This is a genomic window from Streptomyces sp. NPDC058683, from assembly GCF_042716195.1.
Taxonomy (GTDB): Bacteria; Actinomycetota; Actinomycetes; order Streptomycetales; family Streptomycetaceae; genus Streptomyces.
Genome location: NZ_JBHXSK010000061.1, coordinates 1 through 20,173 on the forward strand (window position 1 = coordinate 1; position 20,173 = coordinate 20,173).

Annotated in this window: 19 protein-coding genes; 3 read left to right on the top strand and 16 right to left on the bottom strand. The window is 65.5% G+C overall.

All coding sequences use genetic code 11. The annotated features are described in order from the left end of the window. Positions 1-198: 198 nt before the first annotated feature. The 3 genes from ACFWXC_RS44480 to ACFWXC_RS44490 all read right to left on the bottom strand — a co-directional run bounded on the left by ACFWXC_RS44480 (position 199) and on the right by ACFWXC_RS44490 (position 3,574). A complete protein-coding gene (locus tag ACFWXC_RS44480; protein WP_384488478.1) occupies positions 199-1,023 on the bottom strand; it encodes an aldo/keto reductase in 825 nt (274 codons plus the stop codon). A 141-nt stretch (positions 1,024-1,164) separates the two neighbouring features. Continuing rightward, positions 1,165-2,385, bottom strand: coding sequence for an MFS transporter (locus ACFWXC_RS44485; RefSeq protein ID WP_384488480.1), 1,221 nt, complete (start codon positions 2,383-2,385; stop codon positions 1,165-1,167). 244 nt (positions 2,386-2,629) lie between these two features. Next, entirely contained in the window at positions 2,630-3,574 is a 945-nt protein-coding gene (locus tag ACFWXC_RS44490) for an amidohydrolase family protein (RefSeq protein WP_384488482.1), read from the bottom strand. A 70-nt stretch (positions 3,575-3,644) separates the two neighbouring features. On the opposite strand from ACFWXC_RS44490, the gene ACFWXC_RS44495 reads away from it, so the two are divergent. After that, entirely contained in the window at positions 3,645-4,127 is a 483-nt protein-coding gene (locus tag ACFWXC_RS44495) for a MarR family winged helix-turn-helix transcriptional regulator (protein ID WP_384488484.1), read from the top strand. A 452-nt stretch (positions 4,128-4,579) separates the two neighbouring features. Here the strand turns inward: ACFWXC_RS44495 and ACFWXC_RS44500 are convergent, their stop codons facing one another. From ACFWXC_RS44500 to ACFWXC_RS44515, 4 genes are all read right to left on the bottom strand, one after another. Then, complete coding sequence (locus ACFWXC_RS44500; RefSeq protein WP_384488486.1) at positions 4,580-6,640, bottom strand: SpoIIE family protein phosphatase; 2,061 nt, start codon at positions 6,638-6,640, stop codon at positions 4,580-4,582. A 576-nt stretch (positions 6,641-7,216) separates the two neighbouring features. Then, positions 7,217-9,136: an FUSC family protein gene (locus ACFWXC_RS44505; protein WP_384488488.1), complete on the bottom strand. Its 1,920-nt coding sequence runs from the start codon at positions 9,134-9,136 to the stop codon at positions 7,217-7,219. A 90-nt stretch (positions 9,137-9,226) separates the two neighbouring features. Then, a complete protein-coding gene (locus ACFWXC_RS44510; protein WP_384488490.1) occupies positions 9,227-9,967 on the bottom strand; it encodes an SDR family NAD(P)-dependent oxidoreductase in 741 nt (246 codons plus the stop codon). Between the two features lie 361 nt (positions 9,968-10,328). After that, entirely contained in the window at positions 10,329-11,798 is a 1,470-nt protein-coding gene (locus ACFWXC_RS44515) for a benzaldehyde dehydrogenase (protein WP_384488492.1), read from the bottom strand. 248 nt (positions 11,799-12,046) lie between these two features. Here ACFWXC_RS44515 and ACFWXC_RS44520 point away from each other — a divergent pair, with 248 nt between their 5' ends. After that, positions 12,047-13,756 carry a (2,3-dihydroxybenzoyl)adenylate synthase gene (locus ACFWXC_RS44520; RefSeq protein WP_384488493.1) on the top strand — a complete coding sequence of 570 codons (1,710 nt, stop codon included), beginning with the start codon at positions 12,047-12,049 and terminating at the stop codon, positions 13,754-13,756. Between the two features lie 151 nt (positions 13,757-13,907). Here ACFWXC_RS44520 and ACFWXC_RS44525 read toward each other — a convergent pair whose 3' ends face one another. Beyond that, positions 13,908-14,333 carry a hypothetical protein gene (locus ACFWXC_RS44525; RefSeq protein ID WP_384488594.1) on the bottom strand — a complete coding sequence of 142 codons (426 nt, stop codon included), beginning with the start codon at positions 14,331-14,333 and terminating at the stop codon, positions 13,908-13,910. Continuing rightward, positions 14,266-14,754 (bottom strand): NAD(P)-binding protein, encoded by a 489-nt coding sequence (locus ACFWXC_RS44530; RefSeq protein ID WP_384488495.1) that lies wholly within the window; start codon positions 14,752-14,754, stop codon positions 14,266-14,268. Before ACFWXC_RS44530 ends, ACFWXC_RS44525 begins: the two co-directional genes overlap by 68 nt. A 167-nt stretch (positions 14,755-14,921) precedes the next feature. Between ACFWXC_RS44530 and ACFWXC_RS44535 the strand changes: the two genes are divergently transcribed. Further along, a complete protein-coding gene (locus ACFWXC_RS44535; RefSeq protein WP_384488497.1) occupies positions 14,922-15,368 on the top strand; it encodes a nitroreductase family deazaflavin-dependent oxidoreductase in 447 nt (148 codons plus the stop codon). A 249-nt stretch (positions 15,369-15,617) separates the two neighbouring features. On the opposite strand, the gene ACFWXC_RS44540 is transcribed toward ACFWXC_RS44535, so the two are convergent. From ACFWXC_RS44540 to ACFWXC_RS44570, 7 genes are all read right to left on the bottom strand, one after another. After that, positions 15,618-16,091, bottom strand: a complete 474-nt coding sequence (locus ACFWXC_RS44540) for a hypothetical protein (RefSeq protein ID WP_384488498.1) — start codon at positions 16,089-16,091, stop codon at positions 15,618-15,620. Positions 16,092-16,262: 171 nt separating this feature from the next. Next, positions 16,263-16,451: an AMP-binding protein gene (locus ACFWXC_RS44545; protein WP_384488500.1), complete on the bottom strand. Its 189-nt coding sequence runs from the start codon at positions 16,449-16,451 to the stop codon at positions 16,263-16,265. A 52-nt stretch (positions 16,452-16,503) separates the two neighbouring features. Continuing rightward, the gene (locus ACFWXC_RS44550) at positions 16,504-17,046 is read right to left on the bottom strand and encodes an AMP-binding protein (protein ID WP_384488502.1); all 543 of its coding nucleotides are present in this window, start codon (positions 17,044-17,046) and stop codon (positions 16,504-16,506) included. Positions 17,047-17,170: 124 nt separating this feature from the next. Further along, positions 17,171-17,812: a hypothetical protein gene (locus ACFWXC_RS44555; RefSeq protein ID WP_384488504.1), complete on the bottom strand. Its 642-nt coding sequence runs from the start codon at positions 17,810-17,812 to the stop codon at positions 17,171-17,173. Between the two features lie 102 nt (positions 17,813-17,914). Continuing rightward, a complete protein-coding gene (locus ACFWXC_RS44560; RefSeq protein ID WP_384488506.1) occupies positions 17,915-18,496 on the bottom strand; it encodes a response regulator in 582 nt (193 codons plus the stop codon). Positions 18,497-18,791: 295 nt separating this feature from the next. Further along, a complete protein-coding gene (locus ACFWXC_RS44565; RefSeq protein ID WP_384488508.1) occupies positions 18,792-19,316 on the bottom strand; it encodes a gamma carbonic anhydrase family protein in 525 nt (174 codons plus the stop codon). 162 nt (positions 19,317-19,478) lie between these two features. After that, the gene (locus ACFWXC_RS44570) at positions 19,479-19,955 is read right to left on the bottom strand and encodes a nuclear transport factor 2 family protein (protein ID WP_384488510.1); all 477 of its coding nucleotides are present in this window, start codon (positions 19,953-19,955) and stop codon (positions 19,479-19,481) included. Positions 19,956-20,173: the final 218 nt, after the last annotated feature.

Here is a 20,173-nt window from a genome sequence, read left to right on the forward strand (position 1 = left end):
GCGCCCGGACCGCCCTCACTCTCTACCAGATCCTCGACGCCCTCCAGGACGTCCTGAGGTGCTGGACCGGCGTCTGCACCACCTGCCACCAACCCCTGCCCAGCGGGACACACCCAAAGCCAAGATCGAGACAGACCTAACGGAGTCCTATTAGGAACCATGGTGGACGACTGTCCGTCTCCACCACCCGATCGACGGCTACTGGAGATTGTTGGGGTGCGGGCCGACCCGCCCGCCGCGGTCGAGGGCCGCGATGGCCTTGAGGTCGGTGTCGGAGAGCTCGAAGCGGAAGACGTCGAAGTTCTTGCGGATCCGCTCGGGCGTCACGGACTTGGGGATGACGACATTGCCGACCTGAATGTGCCAGCGGAGGATGATCTGCGCCGTGGTCACTCCGTACTGCTGGGCAAGAGAGGTGAGGGTGGCCTCCTTGAGGAGGTGGCCCTGGGCCAGGGGGCTCCATGCCTCGGTCGCGATGCCGTGACGCGCGTGGAAGTCCCGCAGTTCCTTCTGCTGAAGCATCGGATGCAGTTCGATCTGGTTGACGGCCGGCACGACGCCCGTGTGGTCCAGCAGACGCTGGAGATGCTCCACCTCGAAGTTCGACACGCCGACAGCTCGAGCCCGGCCGCCTGCGAGGATCTCCTCAAAGGCCCGCCAGCTGTCCAGGTAGAGGTCGCGGGCCGGGGTGGGCCAGTGGATCAGGTAGAGGTCGACCTGATCGAGCCCGAGCCTGTCCAGCGATGCGTCGAAGGCAGCCAGCGTCCGGTCATAGCCGTGGTGAGCGTTCCAGAGTTTGGTGGTGACGAAAACCTCTTCACGGGGGATGCCGGAACCAGCTATGGCCCGGCCGACCCCGCGCTCGTTGCCGTAGATGGCTGCGGTGTCGATGCTCCGGTATCCCGCCTCCAGGGCAGTCGAGACGGCCGACACCGCTTCGCCATCGGGGACTTGGAAGACACCGAGGCCCAGCTGCGGCATCTCGATGCCGTTGTTCAGCTCGATATTCGGCACGGACGTCATGAAACTACTCCTTGGCACTAATTACAGAACGGTTGATTGTGCGGGGGCGGGGCGAGCGGGATGCCTCAACGGGGCCACTGCAAGCGTGTCTCGTACGGGCTGTGGGGTCTGTGCTTCTGTCCCCCGGCGGTCGGCTCGTCCTCAGCCGTGTGACCGAGTGGCTGCTGCGGTTCGCTGCTCAGTCGGCGCGGCTCCGGCGACGACCGTGCCGCGGGCGGTGTCCCGACGCTCCAGGGCGGCCGAAAGGAAGGCGAACACCAGGGCGCCCGCGGCAAGGACGGCGCCGACCCAGTTGGGAGCGGTGTAGCCGAGGCCGTGCGCGATGACGACTCCGCCGAGCCAGGCGGCCAGTGCGTTGCCGAGGTTGAAGGCGCCGATGTTCACGGCCGAGGCGAGCGTCGGGGCGCCGTGCGCGTGGTCGAGCACGCGCTTTTGCAGCGACGGCACGGTGGCGAAGCCCAGGGCGCCGATCAGGACGATGGTGACGGCGGCCGCCACCTTGTTGTGGGCCGTAATCGTGAAGAGCGCGAGGACGACGGCGAGGGAGCCCAGGGTGACGTACAGCATGGGCATCAGGGCGCGGTCGGCGAACTTGCCGCCGATGAGGTTACCGCCGACCATGCCGAGGCCGAAGAGGACCAACAGCCAGGTGACGGAGCCGTCGGAGAAGCCGGCGACATGAGTCATCATCGGCGCGATGTATGTGACGGCCGCGAAGACACCGCCGAAGCCCAGCACGGTCATCGCCATGGCAAGCAGGACTTGGGCGTTCTTGAACGCGGCCAGTTCGTGGCGCAGGTGCACGCCCTCCGGCTTGGGCAGGTTGGGGACCAGCTTGGCGATACCGGCCAGGCCGACGACGCCCAGTGCGGCGACGATGGCGAAGGTGACGCGCCAGCCCGCGGAGTGTCCGACCAGGGTGCCGAGCGGGACACCGACGACGTTGGCGATGGTCAGGCCGGTGAACATCATCGCGATGGCGCCGGCCTTCTTGTCCGGGGCGACCAAGTCCGCGGCGACGACGGAGCCGATGCCGAAGAACGCTCCGTGCGCGAAGGAGGCGACTACCCGGCCGATCAGCATGACCGAGAAGACCGGGGCGACGGCGGAGAGCGTGTTGCCGAGGACGAACAGCCCCATCAGCAGCATCAGCATCCGCTTGCGGGGGACCTTGGTACCGAGCACGGTCATCAGAGGAGCGCCGAACATGACCCCGAGTGCGTAGCCGGTCACCAGCAGACCGCCGGTGGGAATGGAGACCCCGAAGTCGTTCGCGACATCGGGCAGCAAGCCCATGATCACGAACTCGGTCGTTCCGATTCCGAAGGCCCCGATCGCGAGGGCCAGAAGCGCAAGAGGCATGAAAGGTCCACTCAATCTCGCGAAGACATCTTAGATGCGGACACATTAATTGCACGCGCAGGATAATGGCAAGCGCGCTACATTAGTGAGAGCACCCCACCTCTCCCCTGCGATCGCCGGGCGGGAGCGCCCCGCCACTGCCCGGCGATCGTCGGCTCAGTCCGCACCGGCCGAAGGAACCGCGCACTCCCGCCGCAGACCCAGCACTGAACTCCCCCGCCCAGGTCCGCGCTCCCTGTCCGGTTCAGAGCGCCAGACGGGGAAACAATGCCTCGGCACTCACACGGTTGATGGCAGCCGCAGCCTCAGGCGTCAGACTGGGATCCGCCTCCAGAAAACGGTTGTAGTAGGTCCCCGCTTCCTCCGGAGCAAACGGCCAGTCACTGCCGTAGAGGACGTGCCCGGGCTCGGCGAAGGCCAGCAAGGCAGGCAGCGCGCTCGGGCTGGCCGACAGGGCGGTGTCGAAATAGAACCGCTTCAGATCGGCAAGGACGTCGTCGGCGTCACGACTCTTGTCGACCACCGTCGAGGTCAGACCGGCGAAGCGGTAGGCGGCGTAAGGCAGAAAGCCTCCGCCATGGGAGAGGATGACCTTCACCTTCGAGTACTTGCGCATGGCGCCGGTCATGACCAGGTTGAGCGCCGTCCGAGTCGTATCGAAGACGTAGTCGGCAAGCGGTGCGGGAGTCCCGGCCAGCAGCGGCATGGGGGGCTGTGCCGGGTGAACGAACACGACGGCACTACGGCGGTCGAGTTCCTCCCACAGCGGCTGGAAACTGGGGTCGCCCAGGTAATGGCCGCGCACGTTGGACATGAGGGTCACACCGTCGGCCCCGAGAGTGTCCAGCGCATACGCCGCCTCCTCAAGGGCGGCATCCACGTCGGGCAGGGGCAAGCTGGCGAACATGCCGATTCGGCCGGGATGCTTCTGTGCCGCTTCCGCACCGTACTCGTTCACCGCCCGCGCCAGGTGACCGGCCTCGGCGTCGTCACCGAAGTGCACGCCAGGAGCCGTTACGGAGAGCAGGCCGGTGGCAATTCCCTGACGATCCATCATGTCAACGGCGTCGGCCGCCGTCCACGACGGGATGGCCCACCCGCCGGAATCGAGGCCCCGCGCCTCCAGCGCCCGGGCCCAGACCGGCGGAACGATGTGCTGATGGACGTCGATACGCGCGGTGTCCGACATGTCATTACCTCCACGATGCCTAGCTAGCTAATACCTAGCAAGCTAACGATTACCTTGTTAGGCTAGCACCATGCGGCAAGCGATGAACAGCACGGACCCCGGCGATCTCACCCAGGCCGAAGTCAAGAAGCTGACACAGGCAGCGGATGCCCTCTTCTACGCCATGCGCCGTTCGCGCGCGTCTACGTCCTCCAGGAACGACTCGCTCCTGTCGGAATCGCACCTGGCCCTGCTGGCCCCTCTCGGCGACGAAGAGGAGCTACCTGTCCGCCAGTTGGCCGCAGCCGCGTCGGTCAGCGTGCCCACCGCCACCCGCATGCTGCAACAGCTCGAGGCCAAGGGGGCGGTAAGGCGCCACCGCTCTGCCGTTGACGAACGCCAGGTGCTGATCACGCTGACTGAACGAGGCGCCTGTGCCCTTACTCAGGTGCAGGCAAGGCTGCGCGACCGACAGACCAGGGTCTTTGCCACGTTCACGCCCGCGGAGCGCACGCAACTCAGTCGATATCTGGAGCGGCTCGCCGCGGCCATCGCCGCGGTGCCGGAGGAATGACACCCGCATCGGCCGGGGGGAAACCCATCACCGACTCGCAGCCAAAGCCCTGCCGGTTCGCCGACGGCGACTTGAGCGATGGGCACAGACTGGCAAACAGGGCAGGGGAAGAGTCCCAGCACATGCCCAGGAGCTGAGCGCCGTGGCGATGATGCGGCCGATGCGGCCAACGCGCCCCGCGCGACTCGGCGTCTCACGCGGGATGAGCGACTGACAGGAGTTCGCCGCGACCGTACGCTCCCCATACGCCTATAGGGAGCGTGCAGCGTGTTAAGACTTTGAGTCACTTCAGTCGCTGCGCGCGGAAAGAACTCGTCCTGAGCTGGGGAAATGACGCCAATCCGCAGACGGAACTCTCCACGGTCGGTAGCTCCTCCCGCACCGCCGTCACCCTGGGTATCGGCCTCGGGTTCGTGGCAGCGTATGAGCTCCTCCGCCCAGGTCGGTGCTGGTCAGTGCTGCAGTTCGAACCACACGGACTTGCCACGCCCTCGAGGCGTCTTGCCCCAGGCCGATGCCACTGCGTCGACGATCAGTAGACCGCGGCCGTGTTCAGCCTCGGAATCACACTCCTCGGTGAACGTAATCGGAGCCGGCAGAGGCGGCCTCGGGTCCCAGTCACACACGTCAACACGGATGCGGTCTCGTTGCTCGCGTACCCAGATGTCCACCTCGCTGTCGGCGTGGATGAGAGCATTCGTCACGAGTTCGGTGATGAGGAGTTCCGCCTCGTCGTTTTTCGACGTCCAGTCCCAGGTTGCCAGGCGGTCGCAGACAAAGCGGCGCACCGCTGCGACCGCCTTGAGATCGTGGCGCTGGACGGCCAGATGAGCAACGCGTCGTCCAGGAGCCTGTTGCGCCCCTCGGTAGACAGCCAGAAGCAGGGCGGCATCATCCTCCCGGCGCTGTGCGTCGGCTGCAGGCGCGGCAAGCCGGTCGGCAACATCCTCCAGGTAATCCGGTGACGCCGCCAACATGCCGGAAATCGCTGCCATGCCTGCGGCGAAGTCCATTGAGTGCGAGCGCACCAATCCATCGGTGAACAGGGCCAATGCAGTTCCCGAAGGGAGATTCATGGTCGTGGCGCTGTACACCGTGTCGGCGTCCACGACGAGTGGCGGCCCGATGAGATCCTCGGCAATGGTCACGACTTCTTGGTGTGGCGCGCAGACCAAGGGACCCGGGTGTCCGGCACAAGCGATCTCGGCTGCCCCTTCAAGACAGTCGACCCAGACACAGCAGCAGGCCACGAGCAGCTCCGCGCCCAGCTGGAACAGCAGCGCATTGGCCCGCGTGAGCACTTCGGCTGGTCCGTGTCCTTCGGCCGCGTAGGCCTGTACTGCCGTGCGGACCTGCCCCATGAGCGCGGCGCTGGCGACGCTGTGACCCTCGGCATCACCTGTGAACAGGCCCACCCTGCCGTCAGGAAGGGCAAAGACGTCGTACCAGTCGCCGCCCGTGCCGTCGCCTGAGGCCGAGAAGTAGCGAGCGGTGATGTCCAGCTCTGCCGGTTGCGGAAGATGGTGGGGAAGCAGGCCCTGCTGGAGTTCCTTGGCCGTGGCGTACGCGGCGTCGAAGAGGCGCGCCCGTTCCATCGCCGCTGTCACCATTCCTGCCATGGTGACCAACCAGGCTCGTTCCTCAGCCAGGAACGAGCGCGACTTCGTGAATCCGAGCAACAGGGCACCGACAGCGTGTCCGCCGCTCACCAGCGGAAGCACCGCACATGCCTTAAGACCACCGGCAAATCCGCCGAGTCGCGAAGCCTTTACCGTCTCCTCGTTTTCACAGAAAAGAGTCCTCCCCGACAGCAGGGAATGTACTGCTGCCTCATCTGCGTGGACGAATGGCTGTGACATGGTGTGCGGATATCCCGATTGGCCAACCACTCGAATCCGGTCCCCTTCGAAGGAAACCAGAGCCATCTTTTCCGCACCGATCGGCTTAGTCATACGCTGCATAACTGCACAGACGACATCCTTGAGACCCGTTGCCTGCGTAAGAGAGGATTCCAACTTGGACGTCTGGTAAAGAAAGGAGGTCCCAGAGACGGGTGAAATCTCCGCAAGGTGACTTACGTTCGATGTCAGCAGGAACAGCGGATTGGAGCGATTACCGAGTGTGCCGAAGAGATCCTTTTCTTGAGCTACTGCGTCAGCGATCTCTGCGCAACGGTCGGCAATATCGGATGTCGATTCGAGCAACGCCTGCGACTGCGTAAAGATGATGGCGAGTACTCCGATGGTGTGCTCATTCCGAACTATCGGATGTGCTGCCACGAGATACGGAAAAGGCATGGTGACGTTGTCGGAGTCCGCCTCCGGGAACCGACGCACCAGGTGCCGTCCTTCCCGCATGGCGGCGGCTGCGACGTAGCGGCCGTCCGATACGTCGATGTGATCCGGGGTAGTGAAGAGCGAAAGGGGGCCGCCGACCACAAGAAGCGGTGTCAGCATCATTCCGGCCTCGTCTGCGACGAAGAGGGATACGCTGCTGGCACTCAGTTCGCCCACGGCCCGACGGAGCATGATCGCGACACGCCGCACGCTCTCCTCGTGTGCGGAAGAGTCTCCTGAACACATGCCTTCACCGTTGTTCATTGTGCGCGCTCGCCATAATAGGCAATGGATGATCCATTTTATCGTCGGCGGTTCTCCTGCGCAGCAGGGTTGGCGATTCGCTGCGGACCCGGCCGATGGACGGTTGATCGCCGAATCGGTTTGTCGCGCGCGGGTCGGCCACTCCCCCGGCCCGTGGGGCCGCCCTCCTGCCATGACCAGCGTGTCCTGGGCAGGAGGAGAGGGGGCAAAAGGAGATGGGCCAGGAGGAGATACGGATGCGAACGCCATACGGCTGAAATCCACAGCACCGTCCCGGTACTGGTGGGTCCGCACCCGATCCGTTCCCTCGTGTGTGTCACCGCGGATAGAACAGTGATCCCGACGCCTCTCCCGCATTTTCCGCCCGACCTCGCTGACTTCGGATCGTCGGTCCGTGACGAATGCCCACTGTGGGTCGTCGCCCGGGCACTCTCGCAGAACAATTCCATGGTGGCGCACCGATCCCCGCTTGCAGTCTGCATAAGAAGCCTAGCTCTGGCGCCCCTGGTCCGCTGGTCCGGAAGCTGCGACAACTGAACGAAGCAGTTGCAGCTCCCGGTCCAGAATCGGCAGCAGCTCCGGGCTCGGCGACGACAACTCCCGCGCAATGGCACCCGCTGTCTCTTCGACCTCATGGCCCCAGCCGACGTCGCCGGACCGCGACCAGCGCTCGGGTGTGAACACGGAGAGGGCGAGTAGCACGTATCCCATCCGGCCCACGGACTGGGCGACCGGCCACAGAGCCCGCGCCTGCTGGTTGCTGCGGGCTTCGCCCAGTGCGTCGACGGCGAGCATGTGCAACTCCGTGAGGTCGGAGCGGACCTGCGCGCACAACCGCGTGTGCCGGCCAGGGTGATCCAGCGTCTCCGCCAGAAGAGTCCGCTGGAGCCCGAGGGACTGCCCGATGCGCTCGGTGAGAAGGCGGGTGTTGGGTGAGGACAGCAGCAGAAGAACTCCCAGGACACCGCAGGCACAACCAACGAGCGTGGTGGCGATGCGGTCCCAGGACAAGGCTGCGGCGTCCAGGGGTACAGGGCTGGCGCTGTGGATCATCAGGAGCACCATCGGAGTGACGAAGAGCATGGCCAAGCCATAGTTGCGGGGGAAGGAGAGTTCGGCGAGGAAGAAGAGCGCACCCACTATGACGATCACCACAGGAAAGGCCAGATGCGGCTGGAGGAACGCCATCCCGACGAATCCCCCGACCACCGTGGCGAGCCCACGTTGTACAGCCCGATACCACGTCATCCATGTGTGCGATCCCCACAGTGTGGCCACCGCACATACCGGAGCCCAGTACCAGCGGTCCAAACCGATCAGAATCGTGATGGCGCCGGTGATCAGCGTCAAAGAGGTGACCCGGGCGACCAGGGCCCACTCCCGTCGGCGCAGCGAACGGAAGGGAGGGGACTTCACGAGGCGGGCAGGGTCGGTCCGCCTCAGCTCCCCGACGGCCTTGAAGGCCGCGCTGCCCAGCACCGCCGCCATCTCTCGTGCGAGCGTCTGCACCACCGGGTCGACCGACGCCGGTTTCGATGGGTGGGCGGCCACGGCTTTGCCGGCGGCGATGCGCCCGGCCGCGGTCGGCAGGGCCCGGGCACATTCGAGGAGCTGGGCCGGGAGCAAGGTTCCTTCCTGGAGGGCCGTCAGTTCGACAGCGTGCAGCAGCCTGGGCGTGTGGTCGCTGAGAGCGCACAGCCGACGGACTTTCTCGGTGTTGCGACCCGGTACCCGATGTGCCATCGCCAGGGCGTTCTGGGCGCGCTCCACGGCGGCCCAGGCGGTAGAGCGTGCCGCACCGAACTGCGTCGATCCGGCGCTCCGAATGGCTTCGGCGATGGCTCGATATGCCGCGAGCACGGCCCGGTGCTCCGGTCCCTGCCGGGACAACAGCCACGGTGCGAGGGTCACCACGAGGGCCACCGCGGCGCCCACCCCCATCATGACGATGCGATGCCACAGTTGCCCCGGGTGCGCCAGTGGAACGCCCACCACGATCGTGGTGGGCACGAGCAGCAGCGCCGGTCCGGGCACAGGGGTGCGCATGATCTCGGTGGCCGCGGCAGCCAGCCCTGCCGTCACCGTCAACAGAGCGAGCAACATCCATCGCGAGTCGGCCACCCACAGTGCCCCGGCGGACATGATCATGATCAGCAGGGCGAACCCGATCACTGTTCGCGCGCGGTGCACGTACGGCTCTCCGCGTGCGAACAGGACGGTGATGGCACCGGCCAACGACATGACAGCCGAGCCGGCGTTGTACACGCTCCATACCCCGGCGAGCGTGATGGTGACCGCTGCGGCGGCCACCGCCGCTTGGCCGGGCAGCCATACCGGTTTGAATGTGAACAGGGGTTTGACGAGTCGAGGTTGGGGTGGCTCGGCCAACGCCGGTTCCACGGCGGACATGCGATCTCCCGGTGGTGGGGCGGTCCGCCAAGGCAAAGCGCCCTGTAGAAGTCTTCGGATGGAGCCCCGCACGGAAGGAGACTCGATGCCTCAGAGGCGGGTGAGTCCGCCGTCGGCCATGATCGTCTGGCCGGTGACCCAGGCGCTGTCCTCACTGGCGAGGAAGAGCACGGTTCCTACGATGTCCTGGGCTCCGCCGGGCCGCTTGATGGCCTGGGTCGTCGAGAGCGACGCGATGACCTCCGGGTCGATGTGGGCCTGTCCGCCGGGCGTCAGGGATGCGGTGGGGCCGACGGCGTTGACCGTGATGCCGTCGTCACCGACATCATTGGCCAGCCCGCGGGTGAAGCCGATCACGCCCATCTTGCTGGCCATGTAGTGGCTGAGTCCGGGAGCGGGCAACGCGACGGAGTTGGAGGTGATGTTGACGATGCGCCCCCACTTACCTCGCGCCATCAGCGGAACAACCGCCTTGGACATGAGGAACTGCGAGTCGAGATTGATGCGGTGCACGCGCTGCCACAACGCGTAGTCGACGTCGGAGAAAGGAACGTTGGGATAGATTCCCGCGTTGTTGACGAGGATGTCGCAGCGCCCGAACTCTGCTTCGAGCAGGGCAGCCAGGCGCTCCGTGGTCTCCGGTGCCGACACGTCGGCCTTCAGGCTGACGCCGCGCACACCCGCGGCTTCAACCTCTTTGAGCGTCTCCTCGGAGTCCGACAGGTCGACAGCGACAATGTCGATCCCCCGAGCCGCAAGCCCGACGCTGATCGCCCGTCCGAAGCCCTGCGCCGCCCCGGTGACGACGGCGACCCTGCGTTGTGTACTCATGATGCTTCCCTTTCTCTGCTTCCCAACCCCATCGGCGGAAAGTCTGTGCGCACGCCGGCCGGAGCTGTTCCGTCCAGCGTGCGCTGTGCGCGTGCCGCGAAGGCCCTGGCGCGTGGGTGAAGTGTGCGGCGTAGGTGGCGGTGAGCTGCCTCCTACTCCCGTGGGCGACGATGTCTCACCTGCGTTCTGCGGAACGGCCGGCAGCCGGTGTGCGCGGTCGTTGCCGCGTTCGGGTCTCCCGCACTCCGGGGCAGCCCCGGACGCGACGTGCCCTTCGAGTTGTCAGCAGGCCCGCCTCCGAGGGATCCGCCGCTCGCGGTGTCCTCGCGGTCCGACGGTCGAAACGGCAACCCGGCACCCGTTAGAAGGGGTACTCGGGAACCTCGGCGCGGCTCGTGACCCACTGCCACTCGCTGAACTGGTCCGCGTTGGTGATCGTGCTGTGGTTGAAGCCGTTGCCGGAGACACCGATGCCGCCGATCGGGCCATACACCTCGTGGAGCACGGTCTGGTCATTGATGTGGACCACACCGACGTGGAGCTTGTCGGCGATCCGCTGGGCACGGGACTGGTCGGCGGAGACGACCGCCGCGACGAGGCCGAAGCTCGTCTGATTGGCCAGAGCGACCGCCTCCTCATCCGTGCTGAAGGTGGTGATCGGCGCGACCGGGCCGAAGATCTCCTCGTCGAAGACCGGCATACCCGGGACAACGTCCGTGAGAACAGTGGGCTCGAAGAAGAGCCCGTCACGGGAACCACCGGTGAGGGCACGGGCTCCCTGAGCGATCGAGTCGCTCACGATCTGCTCCACGCGCGCCGCCTGGCGCTCGTTGACGACCGGGCCCAGGGTGACGCCGTCAGCCAGCGGGTCACCCATCACCAGCGCCTTGGCCTTCTTGACGAGGGCTTCGGTGTAGGCCTCCGCGACGCTCTCGTGGACCAGGTGGCGGCCGGAAGTGAGGCAGATCTGGCCCTGGTGGAAGAACGACCCCCAGGCGCCCGCGCTGGTGGCGGCATCGATGTCGGCGTCGTCAAGGACGATGTACGGGTTGTTGCCGCCCAGTTCGAGCGAGACGCGCTTGAGCAGGCCGCCCGCCACGGAACCGATCTCGCGCCCCGCACGGGTGGACCCAGTGAAGCTGATCATGTCCACAGCAGGGTCCTTGACAAGAGCCTGCCCCGTTTCGACGGCGCCGGGCAGCACATGCAGGAGGCCTGCGGGCAGGCCGGCTTCCTCCAGCAACTGAGCAAAGACGACACCGCCGGACGTCGGCGACTGGACATCGGGCTTGAGAAGTACGGCGTTACCCATGACCAGCGCCGGGCCGACGGCACGGGCGGCAAGCAGGAGAGGAGAGTTCCACGGCGTGATGATGCCGACGACGCCGACCGGAATCCGGCGGGCAACGCTCTGCCGCCCCACCTCGGCGCTGGCGGCGAGAATGCCCTGGGGCTGACTTCCGAGCGCGGCAGCCTCAAGAATCTCGCGAGCGGTCATCCGGGCCTCCCACTCGCCCTTGAACCTGTTCGCACCGGTCTCCCGTATCAGCTGATCAGCGATCTCGTCCGCGTGCTCCAGAAGAAGTTCCGAGAACCTCCGCAGCACATCACCCCGCTGCGGCGCGGGCACCTGTGCCCAGGCTCGCTGCGCCTCGTGGGCGGCAGCAGCAGCCGCAGCAACATCGGCTGCCGATGCGATCCCGGTGTGGCCCACGACGGCGCCCGTGGCCTTTTCGATAACCGGCTCCGTGCCAAGCCCCGGATCTACCCAGCCGTTGCTGTAGATCTTGCCGTTCCACGCGCCGGAAGGCGCGAAGAGGTTGCTGGACATGAACGTCTCCTCGCTGGTCCTGTGCCCCACGACGCGTCGGGTTCTCCGGCTGCGTGGGGCGACTCGTCCCCCACGATGGACCCGCCCAACCCCACTGTCAACTTCAATGTCGAAATATCGACGATCAAGTCAATTCTTGGCCGCGCGAGCCGTGGGTGCCCCCCTCCGACACCCTGGATGTGACACGGCTGTCAAAGATTCGACACAAGGGGTGGACCTTTCGGGCGACTGTCGTTAGATTGCGAAACATGGCAAAGACAACGGCGCGCAGGGACCTCAGGGACGACGCCAACCACGGCCTGGTCCGGTATCCGAAGGGCGTGGAACACCAGTACCGCGAGGCCGGCTATTGGACCGGGCACACGCTGCCGGCGGAGCTGCTGTCCGCAGCGGCCGCCCATGCGGACCGCACGGCGCTGATCACTGCGGACGGCACGTGGACTTACCACGACCTGTTCACCGCGGCCCAGCAGTTCGCCGCAGGACTTCTGGAGTCGACGAACCTGTGGCCCGGCGATGCCGTGATGTTCCAGATGGGCAACGTCGCCGAGACCGTTGTCTCCTACCTGGGATGTCTCCTGGCAGGCATCCGGCCCGTATGCACACTTCCCCAGCATGGCGTCCGGGAGATCAGTGTCCTGGCCCAGCACGTCGGGGCCCGCGGTCTGATTCTCCAGGCCGATTTCGGACGCGGTCAGCTACCCGACCACGCGCGCACCCTGAAAGCCGACGGTGTCATCCAGGATGTCGTCGTCGCCCGTGGCTCCGCGGCCGGACTCGGCGTGAGCTACGAGGCACTGCTCGCCGCAGGAGCGGAGACGTCTGCCGACACGCTGCCTTACCTCACATGTGATCCCCGCGAGATCGTCGTGTTCCAGCTCTCCGGGGGTACTACCGGCCTGCCGAAGATCGCCCCGCGACTGCACGAGGAGTACTCCTATAACTCCCGAGCCTGGGCGGACAAGCTTGGCTGGAAGCCCGGAACCGTGGTCCTGTATCCCCTGCCGATCATGCACAACGCGGGAGTATCCCTGGGGCTCCAGCCCACCCTGCTCAGCGGTGCCACACTGGTGCTGGCCCCTTCTGCCGACATCACTACCCTGATCGACCTGATCGAGTCCACCCACCCCGAGGTCATTCCTCTCGTGCCCCCTGCCCTGGCAATCCGCCTGCTGGAGCACCCGCGCAGCAAGTCAGCCGATCTGTCCTCGGTGAAGGACTTCATCATCGGCGGCCAGAAACTGGCGGAGGAGGTGACAGTACGGCTGCGAGACGAGCTCGGAATCGAGGTGCGTCAGAAGTTCGGCATGGCAGAGGGCATGTTCCTCATGACACCGGCACACGCCAGCGAAGAGGTGCGACATCACACCGTGGGCGAGCCTCTTTCCCCTGCTGACGAAATCCGGATCCTGAACCCCGGCGAGGACACCGAAGTAGCTCCCGGAGAGGTCGGCGAACTGTGTGTGCGCGGACCGTACACGATCCGCGGCTACTACCGTGCCGAGCAGCACAACGTGCACGCCTTCACTGCCGACGGCTTCTACCGCACCGGCGACCTGGCCCGCCGTCACACCTTTGACGGCTCGACCTACTACTCGATCGATGGCCGGATCAAGGATGTGATCAACCGGGGTGTCGAGAAGATCCACGCAGACGAGGTAGAGGAACTCATCATGCGCCACCCGGATGTTTCCAACGCGGCCTTGGTGGCCATGCCCGACAAGGTGCTCGGCGAGAAGGCATGTGCCTACCTCGTACTCGAACCCGGGGCCACGCCGCCCACGGTGCAGTCACTCGGTGATTTCCTGCTGTCCCAAGGGCTCGCCAAGTACAAACTGCCGGAGCGGGTGGAGGTGCTGCCTGCGCTCCCCCTGTCCAATGTGGGAAAGATCTCCAAGAAGTCGCTGCGCGAGGACATCGAGGGCAAGCTCGGTCAGGAGAGCGGCACACCCGGGTAGTCCGGCCTGCGCCGCATCCAGTGGCGCGCACGGCATCCGACCCATGGCTGTTTACAACATCCGAAAGAGCGCCCGTGTTGCTGAACGACATCGATATGTTCTGCTCGTCTGCACAGGATTGACACAAAGGCATATTGCGGATCAACCATCGCTATTCAAGCGCCTTCAGCCGGCGTTCGGCTCCAGGATCACCACGTCGTTGCCGAACTCCAGTCGAAGGGATACCGGCTGCCTGGGAGCGTGTTTGGCAGCGTTGGCCGTAAATGGTCAGATTGGGGCGGCTGCGGACCTCGTCGGTCAGATAGTCCATCCCCGTGTTCTGCCGCACCCCGGCCAGAACGTTGAGCTGGTAGGCCGTCACACCGTTCTGCTCAGTGCCGTTGACATCCTTCAGCCGCCTGAACCCCCCATCTGCTGCCGCGTCGATGAAGGCCTGGAGCGACGGGGTCAGTTCCTCGTATCCCAGTTGGTGCACGGGGAGAGGTCCCAAGCGTCCTCGCAGCTCGTCCTCACCGGCGGAGGTCGTCTCCAGCTTCTTGTAGGCCTCCAGAACCTCTGCGTCCGTCCATCCCGACAGACCGTGAGTTCGTCAGTCGGCGAAGTCGGCGGATCGGGCTCGGAGGGCGACGCCCGCGTTGACTCCGGAGCTGCCGCCGAGCACCTTGCCGCGGGGGGGCGGCGATGACATTCGCGTTCTGCCCCGTGGACGCGGTGTAGCCCCAGTCGTGAACTTCGGCCCCGCCGACGTGAGCACTGTTGCGGATCACGTCCGGATAGTCGTCAGGGCTGTATGCCCGGCCGGCCTCCAGCAGGAGCACCTTGCGCGAGGGGTCCTCACTCAGTCGGTTCGCGAGGACAGCACCCGCTGAACCACCCCCCACGACGATCACGTCGAAGTTCTTGTCACTCACTGTGCCCTCACTCCCTGTTTGCGTCACGTCCGATGACGCGCCTCTCCGTGACTTCACGGCATGGCTCAAGTGTCGAACATTCAACATGCGCGTCGAATATGAAGTATCCTGACACTGGCCGACCCGGCAACCGGATCGACACCCTGGCCACCCGATCTCCGAATGAGGGCGGCCCACCCGGGCGGGATGAAACACGAGGGCGTCGGTGTGGAATGCAGGTAGCAAGCAGTGACGTATGAACTAAGGGACAAAGAATGCCTCTTGTAGGTGAGTACGAGCCCAGCGCGACCCAGTGGGTGAGTGACCAGGTGGATCTGTACGAGAGTTCCGGCGGTACCGAGGGCACCACCCTGGGAGACACGGGGTACCCCGTCATCGTGCTCACCACCCTGGGTGCGAAGAGCGGGAAGATCCGCAAGACGCCATTGATGCGTGTGGAGCACGACGGGCGGTACGCCGTGGTGGCCTCGCAGGGCGGCGCGCCCAAGCATCCGGTCTGGTACTTCAACGTCAAGGCTGATGCCCGAGTGGAGCTCCAGGACGGTCCCGTCAAGCAGGACATGACGGCCCGTGAGATCACCGGTGCGGAGAAGGCCGAGTGGTGGGTTCGCGCCGTCGCCGCGTATCCCCCGTATGCCGAGTACCAGGAGAAGACGTCGAGGGAGATTCCGCTCTTCGTCCTGGAGCCCGACGGACACTGATCCGGAACCGGATCATGCCGACTGAGCCGCGCTCCACGCGGTCTCGGCATGACTGTGTGCATGCAGAAGGGCCCAGTCGTGGAGTGGGCCCTTCCTGCTCGTAACGGGGAGACGGGGCATCGCTTGCCCACGTCCATGCCGACGGATGTCCCGCCGCCAACGAGGCCGGGTATCCAACGTGACGTGAGCGTGGCGTGGGCCGTTCTGGCCCACGCCCGCTTACGCAGTCTGTTGCCACGGGCCAGGGCCTCAATGGTGCCCGGCCGAGTGAGTGGCCCGGCCACTCACTCCCCGGAGTTCCTTGCGGAGGATCTTTCCGGTGAGTGACTTCGGGATCGCGGCGATGAACTCGACCTGGCGGACGCGCTTGGAGGGGGCGACTTGGGCGGTCACGAACTCCATCACCTCGTCGGCGTTGAGCGGCTCGCCCGGCTGGACGACAACAAACGCCTTGGGGATCTCCTCACCTTCCGCGTCGGGTACCCCGATCACGGAGGCATCGGCGATGACGGGGTGTGTCAGCAGCAGGGCCTCCCATTCCGCCGGCGGCACCTGGTAGCCCTTGTACTTGATCAGTTCCTTGAGCCGGTCAACGATGTACAAGCACCCGGTCGGGTCAACCCGGGCGAGGTCGCCGGTGTGCAGGAACCCGTCGGCGTCCAGGATGTCCGCAGTGGCTTCGGGGTTGCCGAAGTATCCGGCCATCACGTTGGGCCCTCGCACCCACACCTCCCCCCGGCGCGCTGTGCCCTTCAAGCGGCACGGGTATCTCAGCACCGGATTCGGGATCGATCACTCACGATCGTATGCAGCGACGACAGGTCGTGGGCTTCGGCCAAAGGGTGCTTGGCCAGCGCCAGCGCCATGGGCGGAACGACGAAGAGATGGGTGAAGCTACCTCTGGATGCACTCCAGGAACTCTTGGAGGTCGAAGCGCGCCACGGCGACCACCTGACTGCGGCTGTGCAGTGCGAGATTCAGGAACGTGGTCATGCCGTAGATGTGAAAGAACGGCAGAACTGCGAGCACCACATCCTCGGGGCCCGTCTCGCTCAACAGCCGAAGCCGGGCGACATGGGCCATCAGATTACGCTGGGTGAGCATCACGCCTTTCGGACGGCCCGTGGTGCCGGAGCTACAGGGGCAACGCCTCCAGGTGGGTGGCCGGCTCGACCGATACCTGAGGCTTGCGTCCCGGCTGGGCCAGGATCCGGTTCGCCGCAGAGCCACCGTCCCCGTCGCCCAGCAGGATCGCTTCGTCGACAAGTCCGGCCTCCACACCAGCTTCCTCGGCCCGCTCCGCGAGTGGCCCGAAGGTGTACAGAAGCTTCGCTCCCGCGTCCGCCAACTGCTTGACGATTTCACTCGCGGTGGACAGGACGTTGATGGTGGTCGCCGTCGCCCCGGCACGCAGAATCCCGTGGAACTCCGCTCCGAACGCGGGAGTGTTGGGGCACAGCACACCGACTACGTCGCCGGCGCCGATCCCCCGCGCGGTGAGTGAGCTGGCAATCTCATCGATCCGCCGCAACAGCTCCCGGTAGCTGATCGACGAACCGGAGGATGCGGCGGTGAACGCAGTCCGCTCGAGGTCCCGCTCGTCAATGTCGTCGAACAAGAACTCGTAGACGCTGGCATCCGGAGTCTCGGCGTCGGGAAAAGGGCTGCGGAGCACCATGGGCTCCTCCGTCACTCAGCGATGAACAGACCACTCACCGTACGCGGGAGACCCTTGCCGGAGTATGTGCACAACACACAAGAAGCCCCGCGAGCAGGGGCTTCCGGCTACATAGCGGGAGCTCTTACGCCCCCGAACCGCCCCGGTGCGCGTGGGCTGCGTCAGGTCCACCGGGCTCGCCCACGCGGTCGTACGGGTTGTAAATGAGTCCGACGTGCAGCCCGTAGAGCCAGTGGAAAATGAAGACGCTGAGCATGTAGTTCCACCCGGCGTGCACTCCGGCCAGGGAGTCATGCACGCCCCGCGCCGGGCCGAAAACGAAGGGTGCGGTCACAAAGATCGCCAACAAGGCAAGCACTGTGCCAAGGATCAGCGACTTTGCGATGTTTCCCAGGCGAGTGGCCTGGAGCGGCATGATCGGGGACAGGGCGAGGGCGAACAGGACTGCGAAGAAAACGCCGTCTGCGTAGTGGCTCAGGCCACCAACGACGAACTGTTGCGTGGGGCTGCCGCCCGGGAGGAGCACCATGCCGTTGGCCGTGTTGTAGTCGAGGCGCGTGAGGCCGAAGCCTCCCATCCAGAAGCCGACGAGGCTGGAGATGTGCACGGCCACGATGCCACCCAGCATGGCAGCAAGCAGGCGGTGCTGCGTGGACCAGTCCCGCCAGACATGGACGACCTGATCGCGGGCCGCCCGAGTGTCCCGCTCACGCGAAAAACCTCCGGTGACCGCTCTTGCCGTTTCGGATGTGACGCCGCCTGCCATGAGGCCTCCTAGCTCGACATTGACGTCACAATATTGACGCCGGAGGCGACTGGCAAGAGAAGGAGAAAAACATCCGGAGGCAGATATTCCGCGAAGGCGTCGTCAGGCGATCCCGTGGCGGCTCGCATACCGTGTCGCCGCAACCCGATCCCGGGAGCCCGTCTTGGCGACGATGCGGCTGATGTGCGTCTTGACTGTGTTGTGACTGAGAAAGAGCGTTGAGGCAATCTCAGGATTAGTGAGGCCACGGGCCAGAAGAGAGAGAATCCCCGCCTCCCGGCGGGTGAGGCCATCAGGAAGTTCACACGGCCCCGGCGCAGGTGGTGCGCTGGCGGCCGCGAGAACCTTCGCCTGAACCCGGGCGTCCAGCACCGAAAGACCCGCGGCCGCACTGTGCAGGGTCCGGGCGATGTGGAGCCTATCGGCGTCCTTCGTCAAATAACCGCGCGCCCCCGCACGCAGAGTCTCCAGGATGGATTGGTCGTCGGCGTAGGTGGTGAGCAGCACGATGACTACCTCGGGATACTCAGCCGTCAGGCGCTGCGTCGTTTCGATGCCGTCCAGCACCGGCATGTGCAGGTCGAGCAGGATGGCGTCAGGACGCTGCTCGGACACCTGCTGCAGGGCCTCTTCCCCATTGGCGGCCGAGCCGACTACGTCGATGTCGGGAAGCAGGCCGAGCATGAGGACCAGCCCTTCGCGCACGCCGGCCTGATCATCGGCGACAACGATCCGCAGGGGGACGCGGCGCCTGCTGCCGCGTGATCACGCTGCTGCGGACCCACCGACGAGCCCGGCTGATCATGGTCGCTGAGGCCCGTCACGCCGGAAACCTCGCTGCCATGGCCCACGCTTCTCCGCTGGTTGTCGCAGCAAGTGTGCGCGGGATCGGCTGTCCCGCGACGAGCAGGGAGCGTGCCGCACGAGCCGCGTTCACCCGGAACGCCTGGCAGGCCCCCTGAGAACCTGAGTCCCACCGTCAGCCATCGATATGGCGCAGAGCCTGCCGGTAGTAGACACCTGCGGCAACGTATCCGCGTACGGCCTTGTCCATCCAGTCAGGGTCGATCCGGGCGCTGCGCAGGCGGGCCGGGACGCCGAGCGCCATGGTGTGCGAAGGGACCTCGAAGTCCTCGGGTACCAGCGCGCCCGCACCGACCACGGCGCCCTCCCGGATCACAGCCCGGTTGAGCGTGACGGAACCGGAGCCGATGAGGCAGCGGCGTTCCACGCTGCAACCTTCCAAGTGTGCGTTGTGCCCCACCACGCACTCGTCCGCGATGATGGTGGGCCAGCGAGAAGTGGTGTGGAGCACGGTGCCGTCCTGGATGGATGTGCGTGCTCCGACCACGATGTGCCCACCGTGGTCTCCTCGTAGTACGGCACCGGGCCAGATGGTGGCCTCTTCGGCAATGGTGACGTTGCCGATCACGACGGCGTCCGGGTGGACATAAGCGTTGGGGGCAATGGACGGCTCATCGGATCCGAGCGCGTAGATGGGCATGATGGCTCTCGTCGTAGGGGTGTTGGGAGGACGGGTGGAATGTCGGGAGCTTCCGTGGTGACAACCGCGGAAAGGGAAAAAGTACCGGGCGGTTCCACGTGGCTGAGCCAGTGGAACCGCCCGTCCCTCCGCGTCGGAGTATGACGCCGGCGCTGATAACCGTCAGGCCTTGGCCGGCTCCGCGTCGGCTCCAGCCGCAGCCGACCAGCCGCTGACCGGGGCCCAGTAGTGCAGGTCGAACTCGCGGAGCTTGATCTTCCAGACGCCCTCACGCCGCTCAAAGTGGTCGGTGTACAGCCCGCCGACCTGCGTCGGGCCGTCTTCCGAGTCGATGACGAAGCAGTCCAACGCTGTCTCCGCCCTGGCCGTTTCACCATCGATGACGACGATGGAGTTTGCCATCCAGTGGTGCATCTTGGGTGTCTTGGCCCACAGCGTCTCCGCAGCGGCCATGATGTTGTCGATACCCTTGAAAGGCTCTCCGAAGTTGGACCCGAGGTTGAGGACTGAATCCTCGAACCACAAGCCTCGCAGCATGTCCCGGTCGTGTCGATCGAATGACTGAGCGTACTTCGACACCAGTTCCTCGATCTCGATCCGGCTTTCGATCTTGTCGAGGCGCGCTTCAATTGTGGTCATGACTGGTTCTTCGCCTTTCTGGTGATCTGTGTGTGGTGGCCGCGAAGAGTGACAGTCCTCCGGAGGCCCGAAGGAGCAGAGTGCGGGAGAGGTGGGTCCGGCTCACGGCAGGAATCGCGGATGGCGTGATCGGCCGAGACGGAAAGGACATCTCCCACCGGGTGAGGCCCGGTGCGCCGTTGGACATGTTCGTATGCCGACCGGCCAGGCACAGGGGG

What these genes read in the sequence shown, in the direction of transcription:
- ACFWXC_RS44520 (WP_384488493.1), top strand. Translation starts at nt 12,047, where the DNA reads ATGGCAAAGACAACGGCGCGCAGGGACCTCAGGGACGACGCCAACCAC.
- ACFWXC_RS44490 (WP_384488482.1), bottom strand. Translation starts at nt 3,574, where the DNA reads ATGTCGGACACCGCGCGTATCGACGTCCATCAGCACATCGTTCCGCCG.
- ACFWXC_RS44550 (WP_384488502.1), bottom strand. Translation starts at nt 17,046, where the DNA reads ATGGTGCTCCGCAGCCCTTTTCCCGACGCCGAGACTCCGGATGCCAGC.
- ACFWXC_RS44555 (WP_384488504.1), bottom strand. Translation starts at nt 17,812, where the DNA reads ATGGCAGGCGGCGTCACATCCGAAACGGCAAGAGCGGTCACCGGAGGT.
- ACFWXC_RS44510 (WP_384488490.1), bottom strand. Translation starts at nt 9,967, where the DNA reads ATGAGTACACAACGCAGGGTCGCCGTCGTCACCGGGGCGGCGCAGGGC.
- ACFWXC_RS44570 (WP_384488510.1), bottom strand. Translation starts at nt 19,955, where the DNA reads ATGACCACAATTGAAGCGCGCCTCGACAAGATCGAAAGCCGGATCGAG.
- ACFWXC_RS44535 (WP_384488497.1), top strand. Translation starts at nt 14,922, where the DNA reads ATGCCTCTTGTAGGTGAGTACGAGCCCAGCGCGACCCAGTGGGTGAGT.
- ACFWXC_RS44565 (WP_384488508.1), bottom strand. Translation starts at nt 19,316, where the DNA reads ATGCCCATCTACGCGCTCGGATCCGATGAGCCGTCCATTGCCCCCAAC.
- ACFWXC_RS44485 (WP_384488480.1), bottom strand. Translation starts at nt 2,385, where the DNA reads ATGCCTCTTGCGCTTCTGGCCCTCGCGATCGGGGCCTTCGGAATCGGA.
- ACFWXC_RS44505 (WP_384488488.1), bottom strand. Translation starts at nt 9,136, where the DNA reads ATGTCCGCCGTGGAACCGGCGTTGGCCGAGCCACCCCAACCTCGACTC.
- ACFWXC_RS44480 (WP_384488478.1), bottom strand. Translation starts at nt 1,023, where the DNA reads ATGACGTCCGTGCCGAATATCGAGCTGAACAACGGCATCGAGATGCCG.
- ACFWXC_RS44530 (WP_384488495.1), bottom strand. Translation starts at nt 14,754, where the DNA reads ATGTTGAATGTTCGACACTTGAGCCATGCCGTGAAGTCACGGAGAGGC.
- ACFWXC_RS44495 (WP_384488484.1), top strand. Translation starts at nt 3,645, where the DNA reads ATGCGGCAAGCGATGAACAGCACGGACCCCGGCGATCTCACCCAGGCC.
- ACFWXC_RS44545 (WP_384488500.1), bottom strand. Translation starts at nt 16,451, where the DNA reads ATGGCCCATGTCGCCCGGCTTCGGCTGTTGAGCGAGACGGGCCCCGAG.
- ACFWXC_RS44560 (WP_384488506.1), bottom strand. Translation starts at nt 18,496, where the DNA reads ATGCTCGGCCTGCTTCCCGACATCGACGTAGTCGGCTCGGCCGCCAAT.
- ACFWXC_RS44515 (WP_384488492.1), bottom strand. Translation starts at nt 11,798, where the DNA reads ATGTCCAGCAACCTCTTCGCGCCTTCCGGCGCGTGGAACGGCAAGATC.